The 15676-nt window shown below is 71.2% G+C and carries 15 protein-coding genes; 4 read left to right on the top strand and 11 right to left on the bottom strand.

Features of this window, described 5'->3' with window-relative positions:
• Positions 1 to 153 precede the first annotated feature (153 nt).
• The 4 genes from ACO0M4_RS20460 to ACO0M4_RS20445 are packed head-to-tail and all read right to left on the bottom strand — an operon-like array spanning position 154 to position 4944.
• Complete coding sequence (locus ACO0M4_RS20460; RefSeq protein WP_430372222.1) at positions 154 to 1812, bottom strand: uroporphyrinogen-III synthase; 1659 nt, start codon at positions 1810 to 1812, stop codon at positions 154 to 156.
• The gene (gene hemC, locus ACO0M4_RS20455; protein WP_430372221.1) at positions 1809 to 2786 is read right to left on the bottom strand and encodes a hydroxymethylbilane synthase; all 978 of its coding nucleotides are present in this window, start codon (positions 2784 to 2786) and stop codon (positions 1809 to 1811) included. The genes ACO0M4_RS20460 and hemC overlap by 4 nt, the downstream gene beginning before the upstream one ends.
• The gene (locus tag ACO0M4_RS20450; RefSeq protein WP_430372219.1) at positions 2783 to 4153 is read right to left on the bottom strand and encodes a glutamyl-tRNA reductase; all 1371 of its coding nucleotides are present in this window, start codon (positions 4151 to 4153) and stop codon (positions 2783 to 2785) included. The genes hemC and ACO0M4_RS20450 overlap by 4 nt, the downstream gene beginning before the upstream one ends.
• A complete protein-coding gene (locus ACO0M4_RS20445) occupies positions 4150 to 4944 on the bottom strand; it encodes a redox-sensing transcriptional repressor Rex (protein WP_430372217.1) in 795 nt (264 codons plus the stop codon). The genes ACO0M4_RS20450 and ACO0M4_RS20445 overlap by 4 nt, the downstream gene beginning before the upstream one ends.
• A gap of 331 nt (positions 4945 to 5275) precedes the next feature.
• Here ACO0M4_RS20445 and ACO0M4_RS20440 point away from each other — a divergent pair, with 331 nt between their 5' ends.
• From ACO0M4_RS20440 to ACO0M4_RS20425, 4 genes are all read left to right on the top strand, one after another.
• Complete coding sequence (locus ACO0M4_RS20440; RefSeq protein WP_430372215.1) at positions 5276 to 5554, top strand: glutaredoxin family protein; 279 nt, start codon at positions 5276 to 5278, stop codon at positions 5552 to 5554.
• A 239-nt stretch (positions 5555 to 5793) separates the two neighbouring features.
• Positions 5794 to 6663, top strand: a complete 870-nt coding sequence (locus ACO0M4_RS20435) for an HAD family hydrolase (protein WP_430373870.1) — start codon at positions 5794 to 5796, stop codon at positions 6661 to 6663.
• Positions 6664 to 6993: 330 nt separating this feature from the next.
• On the top strand, positions 6994 to 7782 hold the full coding sequence (locus ACO0M4_RS20430; RefSeq protein WP_430372214.1) for an ECF subfamily RNA polymerase sigma factor, BldN family: 789 nt from the start codon (positions 6994 to 6996) through the stop codon (positions 7780 to 7782).
• Positions 7783 to 8052: 270 nt separating this feature from the next.
• Entirely contained in the window at positions 8053 to 9258 is a 1206-nt protein-coding gene (locus ACO0M4_RS20425; RefSeq protein WP_430372212.1) for a DUF5667 domain-containing protein, read from the top strand.
• A 58-nt stretch (positions 9259 to 9316) separates the two neighbouring features.
• Here ACO0M4_RS20425 and ACO0M4_RS20420 read toward each other — a convergent pair whose 3' ends face one another.
• The 7 genes from ACO0M4_RS20420 to ACO0M4_RS20390 all read right to left on the bottom strand — a co-directional run bounded on the left by ACO0M4_RS20420 (position 9317) and on the right by ACO0M4_RS20390 (position 15659).
• Positions 9317 to 10312 carry a lysophospholipid acyltransferase family protein gene (locus ACO0M4_RS20420; protein WP_430372210.1) on the bottom strand — a complete coding sequence of 332 codons (996 nt, stop codon included), beginning with the start codon at positions 10310 to 10312 and terminating at the stop codon, positions 9317 to 9319.
• 14 nt (positions 10313 to 10326) lie between these two features.
• Positions 10327 to 11376 (bottom strand): NAD-dependent epimerase/dehydratase family protein, encoded by a 1050-nt coding sequence (locus tag ACO0M4_RS20415; RefSeq protein WP_430372209.1) that lies wholly within the window; start codon positions 11374 to 11376, stop codon positions 10327 to 10329.
• A 201-nt stretch (positions 11377 to 11577) separates the two neighbouring features.
• A complete protein-coding gene (locus ACO0M4_RS20410; RefSeq protein WP_003948845.1) occupies positions 11578 to 11676 on the bottom strand; it encodes a 30S ribosomal protein bS22 in 99 nt (32 codons plus the stop codon).
• 120 nt (positions 11677 to 11796) lie between these two features.
• Complete coding sequence (locus ACO0M4_RS20405; protein ID WP_014144137.1) at positions 11797 to 12006, bottom strand: helix-turn-helix domain-containing protein; 210 nt, start codon at positions 12004 to 12006, stop codon at positions 11797 to 11799.
• A gap of 128 nt (positions 12007 to 12134) precedes the next feature.
• Entirely contained in the window at positions 12135 to 12950 is an 816-nt protein-coding gene (locus ACO0M4_RS20400; RefSeq protein WP_430373869.1) for a phosphatase, read from the bottom strand.
• A 293-nt stretch (positions 12951 to 13243) separates the two neighbouring features.
• A complete protein-coding gene (locus ACO0M4_RS20395) occupies positions 13244 to 14419 on the bottom strand; it encodes an acetoin utilization protein AcuC (RefSeq protein ID WP_430372202.1) in 1176 nt (391 codons plus the stop codon).
• Positions 14370 to 15659, bottom strand: coding sequence for an MFS transporter (locus ACO0M4_RS20390; protein ID WP_430372201.1), 1290 nt, complete (start codon positions 15657 to 15659; stop codon positions 14370 to 14372). The genes ACO0M4_RS20395 and ACO0M4_RS20390 overlap by 50 nt, the downstream gene beginning before the upstream one ends.
• Between the last annotated feature and the right edge of the window lie 17 nt (positions 15660 to 15676).

Genomic DNA, 15676 nt, shown 5'->3' with positions numbered 1-15676 from the left:
CGCTACGCCCGCCCCGCACCCGCCTTTGCCGACGCATCGTCGGCCGGCCGGGCCGCGGGAACAGTGCCACCGGGCAGGCCCCAGACCGGTGTGGCGAACAAGCAGAAGGGCGCCCCGGGAAGAGGCGCCCTTCACAGCCCTACGGCCTGCCGCTCAGCTACGTGCCCGCCGGCGCGAGCCCGGCCGACGCTCGCTGGGGCGGGTGACCGGGTCGCCGGCCTCCAGCGCGGCATCGCGCCGCGCCGCCCCGAAGTCCGCGAGCGCCTCGGCCAACTTGTGCACCGACGGCTCGGGCGACATCACGTCCACCCGCAGCCCGTGCTCCTCGGCGGTCTTGGCGGTGGCCGGGCCGATGCAGGCGATCACGGTCACGTTGTGCGGCTTACCGGCGATCCCGACGAGGTTCCGCACCGTCGAGGACGAGGTGAACAGCACGGCGTCGAAGCCGCCGCCCTTGATCGCCTCGCGGGTGTCGGCCGGCGGCGGCGACGCCCGCACGGTCCGGTAGGCGGTGACGTCGTCGACCTCCCAGCCCAGCTCGATCAGCCCGGCCACCAGCGTCTCGGTGGCGATGTCGGCGCGCGGCAGGAACACCCGGTCGATCGGGTCGAAGACCGGGTCGTAGGGCGGCCAGTCCTCCAGCAGCCCGGCCGCGGACTGCTCGCCACTGGGCACCAGGTCCGGCTTCACACCGAAGGCGACCAGCGCCTTGGCGGTCTGCTCGCCGACCGCCGCGACCTTGATCCCGGCGAACGCCCGCGCGTCCAGCCCGTACTCCTCGAACTTCTCCCGGACGGCCTTGACGGCGTTCACCGAGGTGAAGGCGATCCACTCGTAGCGGCCGGTGACCAGGCCCTTGACCGCACGTTCCATCTGCTGCGGGGTGCGCGGCGGCTCGACGGCGATGGTCGGGACCTCGTGCGGCACCGCGCCGTACGAGACGAGCTGGTCGGAGAGCGACGCGGCCTGCTCCTTGGTCCGCGGGACCAGTACCCGCCAGCCGAACAGCGGCTTGTTCTCGAACCACGAGAGCTGGTCGCGCTGCGCTGCCGCGCTGCGCTCGCCGACCACGGCTATGACCGGCTGACCGCCGTCCGGCGACGGCAGCACCTTGGCGGCCTTGAGCACCTGGGCGACGCTCCCGAGGGTGGCGGTCCAGGTGCGCTGCCGGGTGGTGGTGCCGGCAACCGTGACGGTCATCGGGGTGTCCGGCTTGCGGCCGGCCGCCACCAACTCCCCGGCGGCCGCGGCCACCGAGTCCAAGGTGGTGGAGACCACCGCGGTGGCGTCGCTGGTGCCCAGCTCGGACCAGCAACGGTCGTCGGCGCTGCGGGCGTCGATGAAGCGCACGTCGGTGCCCTGGGCATCGCGCAGCGGCACACCGGCGTACGCGGGCACGCCGACCGCGGCGGCGATGCCGGGGATGACCTCGAAGACGATGCCCTCGGCGGCGCACGCCAGCATCTCCTCGGCGACATAGCCGTCGAGCCCGGGGTCACCGGTCACCGCACGGACGACCCGCTTGCCCGCACGGGCGGCCGCCATGACAAGATTGGCGGTGTCCCGAAGAGCCGAAACGCCAGGGGAACTACCGAGGATTGACGCCTCGTCAGCTGACACCTGCAACGGAGTGTCCACCTGTGCGCGTGCGTGAACACGCACGACGTCCAGGACGTGCGGGTCGGCGATGAGGACGTCCGCGGAGGCCAGTGCCTCCACGGCCCGCAACGTCAGCAGACCCGGGTCTCCCGGCCCGGCACCCAGGAAGGTGACCTGACCAGAGGCGGAGTGGTTTGGGGCGGTGGGGTTCAAAGTGCTCGCTCCCCCATAAGACCGGCCGCACCCTTTGCGAGCATCTCGACGGCGAGTTCCCGGCCCATACGAAGTGGGACCGACTCATCGTCAAGAGAGGCAGGTACGTGCCCGGTGGTGGACAGCTGCACCAGCGTGGTGCCGTCGAGCGTGCCGACGACTCCCCGCAGGTGCATTTCGGTGACAGCCTGCTCGTCGACCTGCAGGTCGGCCAATGCCGCCACGGGGGCGGAACAGCCGGCCTCCAGGGCGGCGAGCAGGGAACGCTCGGCGGTCACGGCGGCCCGGGTGACCGGGTCGTCGAGCTCGGCGAGCGAGGCGACGAGGTGCGCGTTGGCCGCGACACACTCGATCGCCAGTGCCCCCTGGCCGGGGGCGGGCAAAACCACGTCGGGCGACAGCAGTTGCGTCGCCTCCTCGATCCGGCCGATCCGGGTGAGGCCGGCGGCGGCCAGTACGACCGCGTCCAACTCGCCCTTCTCGACGAAGCCGATCCGGGTGTCCACGTTGCCGCGGACCGGAACGGTCTCGATGCGCCGGCCCAGCGTCCGGGCCCAGGCGTTGAGCTGCGCCATCCGCCGGGGCGAGCCGGTGCCCACGCGGGCGCCGTCGGGCAGCTCCTCGAAGGTGAGCCCGTCCCGGGCGATCAGCGCGTCCCGGGGGTCCTCGCGCACCGGTATGGCCGCCAGGGCCAGCTCCGCGGGCTGCGCGGTCGGCAGGTCCTTCAGCGAGTGGACGGCGAAGTCGATCTCGCCGGCCAGCAGCGCGTCGCGCAGCGCCGAGACGAAAACTCCGGTGCCACCGATCTGCGCCAGGTGTTCACGGGAGGTGTCGCCGTACGTGGTGATCTCCACCAGGTCGACGGGGCGGCCGGTCAACTCCCGCACCGCCTCGGCCACCTGCCCGGACTGGGCCATGGCGAGCTTGCTGCGCCTGGTCCCCAGTCGCAGGGGGCTCATCGTGCTGTCGGTCATGCCCGCTCCCGTGCTGCGTCGTGCTGGTCGGCTCGGGTGTCGGCCCTGCTGACGGCGGCGACCGTCTGGGGGTCGAGATCGAAGAGCTCCCGCAGGGCGTCCGCGTACCCGGCACCGCCGGGCTCGCTGGCGAGCTGCTTGACCCGCACCGTAGGCGCGTGCAGGAGCTTGTCGACGACCCGGCGGACGGTCTGGGTGATCTCCGCCCGCTGCTTGTCGTCGAGGTCGGGGAGGCGGCCGTCGAGCCGGGCGATCTCGCTGCTGACGACGTCCGCGGCCATGGTGCGCAGGGCGACCACGGTGGGAGTGATGTGCGCGGCCCGCTGGGCGGCGCCGAACGCGGCGACCTCGTCGGCGACGATGCCGCGCACCGTGTCCACGTCGGCGGCCATCGGCGCATCGGCGGACGCCTCGGCCAGCGACTCGATGTCGACCAGGCGGGCCCCGTCGATCCGGTGCGCCGCGGCGTCGATATCGCGCGGCATGGCCAGGTCGAGCAGCCACATCCGGTCGTCGCGCCCGGCCAGCGCGGCGGCGATCCGCTCGCCGGTCAGCACCAGTCCGGCCGCCCCGGTACAGGAGATGACGATGTCGGCGCGGGCCAGCTCCGCCTCGACGGCGTCCATGGCCAGGGCGCGGGCGGTCAGCCCGGTGGCCGCGCCCGGCGCGCCCGGCTCGGTGAGGATCTGCACCAGTCGCTGGGCGCGGGTCACCGTCCGGTTGGCGACGGCCAGTTCACCGACGCCGCTACGGACGAGGGTGGTGGCGGCCAACGAGGACATCGAGCCGGCGCCGATCACCAGCGCCCGCTTGCCGTGCGCCCAGCCGGCGACGTCCGCGCCGCCGGCCAGCTGCTCCAGGCCGAAGGTGACCAGCGACTGGCCGGCCTTGTCGATGCCGGTCTCGCTGTGCGCGCGCTTGCCCACCCGCAGGGCCTGCTGGAAGAGGTCGTTGAGCAGCCGTCCGGCGGTGTGCTGTTCCTGCGCGACGGCCAGTGCGTCCTTGATCTGCCCGAGGATCTGGCCCTCGCCGACCACCATGGAGTCCAGGCCGCAGGCCACCGAGAAAAGGTGGTGGACGGCACGGTCCTCGTAGTGGACGTAGAGATAAGGGGTCAGCTCTTCCAGGCTGACGCCGCTGTGGCGGACCAGGAGGGTGGACAGCTCGGCGACCCCGGCGTGGAACTTGTCCACGTCGGCGTAGACCTCGATGCGGTTGCAGGTGGACAGCACCGCGGACTCGGTGGCCGGCTCGGCCGACACCACGTCCTGCAGCAGCTTGCCGCGGCTCTCCGGAGCGAGCGCGGCCCGCTCCAGCACGCTCACCGGCGCACTGCGGTGGCTCAGCCCGACGACGAGGAGACTCATGCCGGCATCACGGCGGGAACGTCCCCGTCAGGTCCCTTGCGGTCGGTCGCGGCGGCCGTGGCACGGTCCGCGGGCGTCGGGGCGCCCTCCGGGCCCTCCGTCGCTTCCGGGCCACTCTGGCCGGTCTCCTCGCCCGCCTTGCGCTGCTCGTGGAAGGCGAGGATCTGCAGCTCTATGGAGAGGTCGACCTTGCGGACGTCCACCCCGTCCGGGACGGTCAGCACGGTCGGCGCGAAGTTGAGGATCGAGGTGACACCGGCGGCGACCAGGCGGTCACAGACCTGCTGGGCGGCGCCGGCCGGCGTGGCGATCACGCCGATCGAGACGCCGTTGTCCTGGATGATCTGCTCCAGCTCATCGGTGTGCTGGACCGGAATGCCGGCGACCGGCTTACCGGCCATGGCCGGGTCGGCGTCGATCAGCGCGGCGACCCTGAAGCCGCGGGAGGCGAAGCCGCCGTAGTTGGCGAGTGCGGCGCCGAGGTTACCGATACCGACGATGACCACGGGCCAGTCCTGGGTGAGGCCGAGCTCCCGCGAGATCTGGTAGACGAGGTACTCCACGTCGTAGCCGACGCCCCGGGTCCCGTAGGAACCGAGGTAGGAGAAGTCCTTGCGCAGCTTCGCGGAGTTGACTCCCGCCGCGGCCGCGAGCTCCTCGGAGGACACCGTGGGGACCGAACGCTCGGAGAGCGCGGTCAGGGCACGCAGATACAGCGGTAGCCGGGCGACGGTGGCCTCGGGGATGCCTCGGCTTCGGGTCGCCGGTCGGTGAGTTCGGCCAGTTGCCACGGTGCTCCTGCGGGTAGAGCGGGGCTGCGGGCGACCGCCAGAAACCCGACCGCCCTGTCTCTTGCAGGCTATGTCTTTGTGAACGCGTGCACAAAGATGGTGTCCGCTTTGTCCGGCCAAAGTGATGGGGCTCACGCAGCTTTTACGGGGGTCCGCGGAACCAACTCCCACGTCACACCGTTCACGCGCGCCACCGGCGATACGCGGCAGCACTGACGGGAGCACGCGCCCTCACTCCTCACCGCTATACCCCCGGAAACCTATAAATCGCCCATCGATGGTAAGCGAATCCGCCCGGCGGGAGCGCCGCCCGAACCGGCACAATGACCCCATGGCCCCCTTGTTCAGTCGCGCCCCCCGCAAGAACCCCGCCGACCGGATGGTCACCCTCATCGGAAAGCCGGGCTGCCACCTGTGCGACGACGCACAGGCGGTGATCGAGAAGGTGTGCGCGGAGACCGGCGCGTCCTGGGAGAAGAAGGACATCACCGAGGACGCCGAACTGCACCACAAGTACTGGGAGCAGATTCCGGTCGTCCTCGTGGACGGCGCCCAGCACGACTTCTGGCGGGTCGACCCCCAACGCCTGCGCACCGCACTGGGCGCCTGAGCGCCTCCACCCGGCGGGGCCCGCCCGCCCCGGGGCGCCCTTCGGATGGCCGTAACGCAACCGTAGAGCGCCCTGGTGCTTCCGGACACGCGCCCGTAACCGGCTGCACCGAACAAACTGGCTACGCTAGCCGCATGGCCCGCCCGTCGCCCGCTCACCGCCCCGACCGGAGCCCCGCCGGGGCACTCTTCCCCACGGGGTGGTTCACCCGCCGCAGACGGCCCGCCACGGCACGCAGCGTGCTCGCCGGCGAGGCCGCGGCCGAGGCCGCCCGGAAGTCGTCCCAGGAGACGCCGCCCGTCGAGGCCCCCGTCGAGCCGGAGTTCCCGGTCCCCGGGGACACCAGCGCCGCCGCCTTCTTCGACCTCGACAACACCGTCATGCAGGGCGCCGCCCTCTTCCACTTCGGCCGCGGCCTGTACAAGCGGCGCTTCTTCCACAAGCGCGACCTGGCCCGCTTCGCCTGGCAACAGGTCTACTTCCGGCTGGCCGGCTCGGAGAACCCCGAGCACATGGCGGACGTCCGCAACAGCGCGCTCTCCATCGTCCAGGGCCACCGCGTCGCCGAACTCATGACGATCGGCGAGGAGATCTACGACGAGTACATGGCCGAGCGCGTCTGGCCCGGCACCCGCGCACTGGCCCAGGCCCACCTCGACGCCGGCCAGAAGGTCTGGCTGGTGACCGCCGCTCCCGTCGAAACCGCGACGATCATCGCCCGCCGGCTGGGCCTGACCGGCGCCCTCGGCACGGTCGCCGAGTCCGTCGGCGGGGTCTACACCGGCAAGTTGGTGGGCGAGCCACTGCACGGCCCGGCGAAGGCCGAGGCGGTGCGCGCACTGGCCGGCGCCGAGGGCTTGGACCTGTCGCACTGCGCCGCCTACAGCGACTCGGCCAACGACATCCCGATGCTCTCGCTCGTCGGCCACCCCTACGCGATCAACCCCGACACCCGGCTGCGCAAGCACGCCCGTGAGCATGGCTGGCGGTTGCGCGACTACCGGACCGGCCGCAAGGCGGTCCGGATCGGCATCCCGGCGGCCGCCGCCGTGGGTGCACTCGCCGGCGGCGCGGCGGCCGCCGCCGCCCTCCAGCGCCGCCGTCGCTGACCACCCTTGATCACCGGGCCCGGCGGCGGGCCATCCGCACTCCCTACCCCCGCCGTCGCCCCGTCAGTCCCTTTCCTGGCGGTTAACCACAACACGCCCTTCAACCAGGCAGATTGCGCTCCCTTCCGATCAATAGTTGCTCAGTATTCGATACTTGATCCGCCACCAACCGGACACGGACCGTAAGTAATCGATGATTTGAGCAACTGGGTGTAGCGCTGCCTGTACGAAGCGTTATTCTCCTCAGACGCATTCCGGAACCCACACGTCCCTACGACGAGTGAACGGTCCCGCACTGCACGTGATGGAAGCTCTGCCTCTGGGAGTCCCGTGTACCCACACGTCGGGGTTGACGCCTCGGGCCTGGCTACGCTGCGTACGACACTCGTCGACCACCTGCGCAGTTTTGTCCCCACCGCGTACGCCGTCCCCGCATTCGCCACAGCCGTCCCCACCGGCCCCTGCTACGCGTTGGCCGACGGCAGCGCCGCGGTCGGCAAGGCCACCACCGCCGGCAGAACCCGCCGTGCCGGTACCAGCACCACCACCGCACGGCGCCCCGCGGACAGCGACAGCCGTCGCATGATGGACCTCGTCGAACGCGCACAAGCCGGCGAGGCCGACGCCTTCGGCCGCCTCTACGACCAGTACGCCGACACGGTCTACCGCTACATCTACTACCGCGTGGGCGGCCGCGCCACGGCCGAGGACCTCACCAGCGAGACCTTCCTCCGCGCCCTGCGCCGCATCGGTACGTTCACCTGGCAGGGGCGGGACTTCGGCGCCTGGCTGGTGACCATCGCCCGCAACCTCGTCGCCGACCACTTCAAGTCCTCCCGCTTCCGCCTGGAAGTCACCACCGGAGAGATGCTCGACGCCAACGAGGTCGAGCGCAGCCCCGAGGACTCGGTCCTCGAATCCCTCTCCAACGCCGCCCTGTTGGAGGCGGTACGCAAGCTCAACCCCCAACAGCAGGAATGCGTCACCCTTCGCTTCCTCCAGGGCCTCTCGGTCGCCGAGACCGCCCGCGTCATGGGCAAGAACGAGGGCGCCATCAAGACCCTCCAGTACCGAGCCGTCCGCACCCTGGCGCGGCTCCTCCCAGAAGACGCCCGCTGACGCCGTCCGACCCCTCCGTCACCCTCAACACCCCGCCCGCCGCTCACCGTTGGTGACCAGTCATGCCCTGACGGTCAGATCATCGTGAGTGCGTAACCCGAGTGCCGCGCCGCTCGTTGTGCGGGATGCAGGCTCCACGCGGTCACGCCATGTCCGCCGCCTCTCACTCCTTCGAGTGGCCACGGACAACGGCGTGCAACCATCCGGCCCGTCTGGATAGTCAATGCCAGTCCGGGGAGTCGAGCGGGATGACGAGAGGAGGTGCCGCCCGTGATCGCGAATGTCTCGGTACACCGGCGGGCCAACGCCTTCGCCCAGGCCCTGGAGGAGCAGGTGCTCAGGGGCGCGGCGGCCGAGGATCAGGTCGACAATCCGGCGCAGGTGCCGGTGGACGCACAGCTGTTGGCGGTCGCCGACGGCCTCGGGGAGCTCCCGAAGCCGGAGATGGCCGCCGAGGTCAAAACCGTCCAGCGTGCCCAGCTCATCGCCGCGATGGAGGCCGCCTTCGCCGAAGGCGCCACGTCCGGCGACGCCCGGGTTCCAGACCAACGCGAAGCCAAGGGCGCACACCGCGCCACGAAATCACTCGGCCGACTGCGCCCGCGCTCCCGGCTCTCCAAGGGGCTGGCGGCCGGCGGCCTGACGGTCGGTGTCGCCGCCGGCGCGTTCAGCGGCGTCGCCATGGCCAGCACCGACGCCCTCCCCGGCGACTCCCTCTACGGCCTCAAGCGCGGCATGGAGGACCTTCAGCTCACCATGGCCGACGACGACTCCGACCGTGGCCGGCTCTACCTCGACCAGGCGTCCACGCGCATGCTGGAGGCCCGTCGCCTGATGGAGCGGGGCCGGTCCGCGCAGCTCGATCACGAGGCTCTCGGCGAGGTCCGCAGGGCGCTGGCCGGCGTCCGTCACGACGCGGGCGAGGGACACCGTCTGCTGCACGCGGCCTACGAGCGCGACGGTTCGCTCGGCCCCATCCAGACGCTGAACTCCTTCACCAAGTCGCACCGCGACACCTGGACGCAGCTGCGCGACCGGCTCCCGGTGCAGCTCACCGACGTGCGCGACGAGGTCAGTTCGGTCTTCGACGCCATAGACGATGAGGTCGGCCCGCTGCGGTCGCTGCTCCCGCCGGGCCCGGACGCCGTCCGCAGCCGCCACCGCGACACGCCGGGCGACGGAGGTGCCGCCAGCAGCGGCCGTCGCCCGTCCCCGGCCGGCGACGCGTCCGCGTCCGACTCCTCCGGCACCGCCGAGCAGGCCCCGCGCCCCTCGGCCTCGCCGTCCCAGCAGCAGGACGGCTTGCTCGGCGGCAATACGGGCGGTCTGCTCGGCCCGCCCGGCAAGGGCAGCGCCTCACCGCACGACGGCAGCCACGGCAAGGAGAACGCCGGTCACCCCGACGTCACGTTGCCGCCGCTGCTGCCGGGGCTCCTCCCCGACCTGGGGATCGACGGCGACAACCTGTCCAAGTAGCCGGCCCGCGGCGGCCGGCGCACGACCCAACGGCGCTCGGTGTTCTTCTGGTCCTACCTCAGAAGAACACCGAGCGCCGCTGCACGAGCAGCTTGTAGAGGGTGTGCTGGATGGTCTCCCGGACCTGATCGGTCAGGTTGAACATCAGCATCGGGTCATCGGCCGCCTCCGCCGGATAGCCGTCGGTCGGAATCGGCTCGCCGAACTGGATCGTCCACTTCGTCGGCAGCGGCACCGCACCGAGCGGCCCCAGCCACGGGAAGGTCGGCGTGATCGGGAAGTACGGCAGCCCCAGCACCCGCGCCAGGGTCTTGGCGTTCCCGATCATCGGGTAGATCTCCTCCGCACCCACGATCGAGCACGGCACGATCGGCACCCCGGCCTTCAGCGCCGTGGAGACGAAGCCGCCCCGCCCGAAGCGCTGGAGCTTGTAGCGGTCCGCGAACGGTTTCCCGATGCCCTTGAAGCCCTCCGGCATCACCCCGACGATCTCCCCGCGCTCCAGCAGCCGCTGGGCGTCCTCCGCGCAGGCGAGGGTGTGCCCGGCCTTGCGGGCCAGCTCGTTCATCACCGGCAGGACGAACACCAGGTCGGCCGCCAGCAGCCGGAGGTGCCGCTGCGCCGGGTGATTGTCGTGCACCGCGACCTGGAGCATCAGGCCGTCCAGCGGGAGCGTCCCGGAGTGGTTGGCGACGATCAGCGCGCCGCCCTCGGCGGGGATGTTCTCCATCCCCTTCACCTCGACCCGGAAGTACTTGTCGTACACCGGCCGCAGCAGCGACATCAGGACCTGGTCGGTCAGTTCCTTGTCGTAGCCGAAGTCGTCGACCTCGTAGTCACCGGTGATCCGGCGGCGCAGGAAGGCCAGCCCGCCCGCGATCCGCTCGTCCAGGGTCTGGCCGCCGGCCGGCCGCGGCGGCGGTGCCTGCTCCGGGTCGGTGCGGGCCTCCGGTACGGGCGCCAGCGCCGTGCCACGCCCGTTGCGTCCGGCCCGCCGGGCCTTGCGGCGCGCCCGCGGTTCCTCGCCGAAGGGAATGACCTTGGCGTCCGCCATCGTGGCTGAACTCCTCACTGGCTAGCGCCGCGACGTGCGGGCAGCACGCCGGCGAGCCGGTCGACGGTGCGGGCGAGGGACTCGGGCGGCAGCAGCCCGGGTCCACGGCTGCGGGCGAATCCCTCGAAGGTCTCCGCCGTCGTGTACGTGGGACGGAAACCCAGTGTCTCGCGCATCTGCGTCGTCTCGACGACCCGGCCGTGGGTCAGCATCCGGATCTGCTCGGGCGAGAAGTCGGTGATGCCGAGGGACCGCAGGAAGGTACCGGCCCAGGTCACGGTGGGCAGGAAGAGCGGGAGCGTGGGCCGGCCCAGACGCCGGGAGACCTGCGAGAGCAGGAGGACGCCGTCCCCCGCGATGTTGAACGTGCCGCTGTTGAGGGTGCCGCGGCGGGGCTCGGCGGCGGCGATCCGCAGCACGTCGATCGCGTCGTCCTCATGGACGAACTGCAGCCGCGGGTCGTAACCGAGGACGGTGGGCAGGACGGGCAGCGAGAAGTACTCGGCGAGCGGGGAGTCCGCGCACGGACCGAGGATGTTGGCGAACCGCAGGACACAGACCGCCACGTCGGGGCGGCGCCGGGCGAAGCCGCGGACGTACCCCTCGACCTCGACGGTGTCCTTCGCGAAGCCGCCGCTGGGCAGCGACTTGGGCGGGGTGTTCTCGGTGAAGACGGCCGGGTCGCGGGGTGCGGAGCCGTAGACGCTGGTACTGGACTTGATCACTACGCGCTGGACCTTCGGCGCCTTCTGGCAGGCACCGAGCAGTTGCATGGTGCCGATGACATTGGTCTCCTTGACGGAGGCCCGGCCGCCGCGGCTGCCCAGGGGCGTGCCGTTGATGTCCATATGAACCACGGTGTCGACGCCCGTCTCGGCCAGGACCCGGGCGATCGCCGGATGCCGAATGTCGGCCTTGAGGAATTCGGCCCCGCCGAGATGATGCTCCGGTGCCACGGCATCGACCCCGATCACCCGGTCGACGTCGGGATCGCGCTGGATCCGGCGGACGAACCGGCCCCCCAGCTGCCGTGCGGCGCCCGTGACGAGCACGACGTTGCCCAAGATCGGCCCTCCTTACCGCCGCGGCTTCCGCCTGCGCCGAGCTGTGCAGCTCACGCTATCGGGTCGGTGTTGCGCAGTGATGACCGCACGATGCCCGTAACGACATTTGCGTACGACCACCGTCCATACGGCCCACAAAAGCACCGCGGCCCCTCACCGCCCGAAGGCGATGGGGGGCCGCGAAATCGCGATCAGCGTCGCTTACTTCTTGTTACGACGCTGGACGCGGGTGCGCTTGAGCAGCTTGCGGTGCTTCTTCTTAGCCATCCGCTTGCGCCGCTTCTTGATAACAGAGCCCACGACTACCCTCGCTCACTTCGTATCACTCGGTGCGGGGCGTCCGAGCCCACACTACCTACATCGGCCCAGGGTACCCGGCGCCGGCCGTACCGCGTAATCCGAGGGGCGGCGAGGGAGCCGTCAGGCCGACTCCACCCCCACATACGATTCGCGGAGATAGTCGTGGACCGCCTGCTCCGGCACCCGGAAGGACCGCCCCACGCGAATCGCGGGCAGATGACCGCTGTGCACCAGGCGGTACACGGTCATCTTCGACACTCGCATCACCGTGGCAACTTCCGCCACTGTCAGAAACACAACCTCGTTCAACGGCCTCTGGTCCGCAGCCATCACACACCTGCACCTTCCGCATAAGACGGGCACCGGCTTCCCCTCCGGTGACTCTTCGTCGCCATGCGTTCACTCCCCAGATTAGGGGCGGGTGATGCGAGTGGGGAAGAGGAGCAGCGAACGACCGCCTATCCGGACAGATTCGCCCTATTGAGGACATAGTGCGTCAGGGGGCGGTAGTCCACGGACCGGGCTGCATCATCGAGCGGCACCACCGCGGACAGCCTTCCCTCCGCCTCCCCGACGAACAGCGCGGGGTCGTCGGTATCCGCCAAGCCGATCGCCTCGATGCCCAGCTGACCTGCTCCGCAGACCCAACCGTGGTCCCCGATGACGAGCCCCGGAAGTGGTCCCGCGGACGTCGCGGCGGCCCCCAGAGCGGTCCGCACCGGGAGCGGCGAATGGGTGTGCACGCCCCCCTCCGCAGGTGCGCCCCGCACGCCGGGTTCACGCATCAGCGCGACTCCCCGTACGTAAGCGAGGACCCGGGTGCGTACTCCGAACCGGGTCGCTATGTCGACACGGTGGCCATGCGCGGGGGTGAGAACGGGGCAGCCCGCCGACGAGAGGGCGTCTGCGAGGGCGGCGTAGAACTCCAGCAGCCGGTGCGGATGGCCGGTGCCGAGCAGCACCGGAACCCGCCGGCCGGCCGCCACGGCGAGCCGCTCCGCGAAGGCGTCCAGCCCGGCGACCGTCCGATCCGGGTCGATCACATCCAGGCCGGAAGTGTGCGCGGGATCGTCCGAAATCCCGCACTTCTGTCCCATCAGTCGCAGAACATCGCCGTAGGACCAGTCCCGTTCGGGATCCAGTCCCAACAGGACCCGCGGATCACGGGCCGCGAAGAGACGGTAGCGCCGCAGGCTCTGCTCCCGCGTGGTCGCGATCGTCCCCGCGAGCCGCGCCTCGATCAGGTGCGCCCGCAGCGCCCAGGTGCCCAACACGGCTCCCATGCTGACTGGTTGACCGGACAGCGGATGCCCTAACCGACGGGTAGTCACACATCTGGGGCACCACTTCTTCCCCTGGCCAGGCCCTCTTCCAGCAGCCGGCCTTCCGCAAGGCGGCCTTCCTCAGGACTCCCTGGAGCGGCCCGCCCCCGGGAGCGGCGGCCCGCCGTACGCCCTGGCAGCGAGACGGAAATACCCCTCGCCCCGGCCACGTTGTGGCTCCGCAGGGGGCGCCCGCACCCCCTTCGGGATCTGTTCCCCCGCCCCCTACGGCACCCGCCACCGCCTCACGGCAACAGACCGTGGGACGGAAACACCGCCCGCCGGGTGGCCAGCACCGCCTGGTCGAGCCGGTCGGCCGGGTCGTAACCGCCGTCGGCGAAATCCCGCCAGTGCGGGGTGCATCCGTCCGTCATCCGGAGCGGCGCCAACTGCCGCGTCCTACGGAACACTTCGTGCCGCCACGCCTCCGGCACCGACGACGTCGGGTCGATCGGGCGGTGCCCGGCGATCGCCGACAGATGCGTCCAACTGCGCGGCACCACCTCCACCACCGCATAGCCGCCGCCCCCGAGCGCGACCCAACGGCCCTCCGCGTGCTCGTGGGCCAGCGCGTGGCAGGACTCGGCCACCGCCCGCTGCGCGTCCAGACTCACCGCGAGATGCGCGAGCGGGTCCTCGAAGTGGGTGTCGGCGCCGTGCTGGGTGACCAGGACCTGCGGACGGAACACGGCCAGCAGCTCAGGCACCACCGCGTGGAAGGCCCGCAGCCAGCCCGCGTCACCCGTCCCGGCCGGCAGCGCCACGTTCGCCGCACCGCCCTCCGCACCCTCCCCACCGGTCTCCTCCGGCCAGCCGGTCTGCGGGAACAGCGTCCTCGGATGCTCGTGCAGCGAGATCGTCAGCACCCGCGGGTCCTCCCAGAACGCCGCCTGGACGCCGTCACCGTGGTGCACGTCCACATCCACGTACGCCACCCGTTCGGCCCCCAGCTCCAGCAGCCGGGCGATCGCCAGTGCCGCGTCGTTGTAGACGCAGAACCCCGACGCGCCGCCGGGCATCGCGTGGTGCAGCCCGCCCGCAAAGTTCACCGCGTGCTGCGCGTCCCCGCGCCAGACCGCCTCCGCGGCGCCCACCGACTGCCCGGCGATCAGCGCCGACGCCTCGTGCATGCCCACGAACGCCGGGTCGTCCTCGGTCCCCAGCCCGTACGCGATGTCCGCGGAATCCGGGTCGGCGGAGGCCCGACGGACCGCCTCGATGTAGTCCTCGCGGTGCACCAGGCGCAACGTGGAGTCACCGGCCGGCTTGGCGGCCACCACCTCCAGCGGCCCGCGATGGAGCTCGTACGCCTCCACCAGACGCATCGTCAGGGCGAGCCGGACGGGGTCCATCGGATGCCCCGGCCCGAAGTCATAGCCCGTTACTGCCTCGTCCCACATCAGCTGTGCGCGGCCGCTCATGGTCGTCACCGTATCTGGCCGGGGACGACCCGAACGAGCGGGCGTACACCAATGTCACCAGCACCAGGGCCATCGGTACGAGCATCGCGCCGCGGTAGCTCCAGGTGTCCCCCAGCGCGCCCACCAACGGGGAACCGATCAGAAACCCGACATAGTTGAAGATGTTCAGTCGCGCGATGGTCGGGTCCGAAGCACCCGGGCCGCCTAGATCCACCGCGTACCGCCCGGCCGCCGCGAAGGTCTGCGGCACGATGACACACAGCCCGAGCCCCAGCAGGGTGAACCCCACCATCCCGACCCAGGCACCCGGCGCCGCCGCCACCACCGCGAAGCCGGCCGCCGCGACCACGGTCCCGGTCCGCACCACCGGGACCGCCCCGAAGCGCCGCACCCCCAGGTCACCGACGGTCCGCCCGAGCAGCGTCATCACCATGTAGACGTTGTACGGAACCGTCGCCAGCTGCTCCGAGCTGCCCAGAACGTCCTGAAGGTACTTCGCGCTCCAGTTGGAGACCGTCGAGTCGCCGATGTACGTGAACGCCATCACCAGACACAGCGGCAACAGCAGCCGCATGGCAACCGGCGCCCCGGCCACCGCCCGGCCGTCCCCGTCTCCGTCTCCGTCTCCGTTCGACGCGTCCCGCTCGCCCCCCTCGTCCCGCCCGCCCCGGGCGACGAACCACCGGCCGATGACCAGCACCAGCGGAACGAAGACCGCCACCGCCGGCCCGTACAGCAGCATCAGCGACAGCTGCCAATGCGCCCCCGCCCACGCCAGCGAGGCCCCGACGATCCCGCCCAGGCTGTACGCGGCGTGGAAGCCGAGCATGATGCTGCGCCCGTAGGCCCGTTGGAGGCTCACCCCGAGCATGTTCATCGACGCGTCCAGAGCACCCACCGTCAGCCCGAACGCGGCCAGCGCCACCGCCACCTGTACCAACGAGCTGACCGCTCCGACGGCCAGCAGCGCCAGGCACACCACCGGCTGGACGCAGCGCAGAACGGTGCTGGGCGAGATCCGCTTCACCAGGTGCTCGGCGCCGACGCTGCCGACCCCGGCGAGCACCGGAACGGCCGCCAGGAAGGCCGGCAGCAGGCTGTCCGAGATCCCGTAGCGCACCTGGATCGCCGGTATCCGGGTCACCAGCAGGGCGAAGACCGCCCCCTGGACGAAGAAGCTGAGGGCGAGCGAGACCCGACCGTGCCGCAGCCGAGCTCCCGGTACCTGAGGGGGCGTCATGGCCGGTCAGCCTAGAA

It is taken from the genome of Streptomyces sp. RGM 3693 (assembly GCF_050471125.1).
Lineage (GTDB): Bacteria > Actinomycetota > Actinomycetes > Streptomycetales > Streptomycetaceae > Streptomyces.
Note: the sequence above shows the minus strand (reverse complement) of the source record. Positions and strands in the feature narration are given on the sequence as shown.

What these genes read in the sequence shown, in the direction of transcription:
- hemC (WP_430372221.1), bottom strand. Translation starts at nt 2,786, where the DNA reads ATGACCGACAGCACGATGAGCCCCCTGCGACTGGGGACCAGGCGCAGC.
- ACO0M4_RS20450 (WP_430372219.1), bottom strand. Translation starts at nt 4,153, where the DNA reads ATGAGTCTCCTCGTCGTCGGGCTGAGCCACCGCAGTGCGCCGGTGAGC.
- ACO0M4_RS20440 (WP_430372215.1), top strand. Translation starts at nt 5,276, where the DNA reads ATGGCCCCCTTGTTCAGTCGCGCCCCCCGCAAGAACCCCGCCGACCGG.
- ACO0M4_RS20420 (WP_430372210.1), bottom strand. Translation starts at nt 10,312, where the DNA reads ATGGCGGACGCCAAGGTCATTCCCTTCGGCGAGGAACCGCGGGCGCGC.
- ACO0M4_RS20405 (WP_014144137.1), bottom strand. Translation starts at nt 12,006, where the DNA reads ATGGCTGCGGACCAGAGGCCGTTGAACGAGGTTGTGTTTCTGACAGTG.
- ACO0M4_RS20395 (WP_430372202.1), bottom strand. Translation starts at nt 14,419, where the DNA reads ATGAGCGGCCGCGCACAGCTGATGTGGGACGAGGCAGTAACGGGCTAT.
- ACO0M4_RS20390 (WP_430372201.1), bottom strand. Translation starts at nt 15,659, where the DNA reads ATGACGCCCCCTCAGGTACCGGGAGCTCGGCTGCGGCACGGTCGGGTC.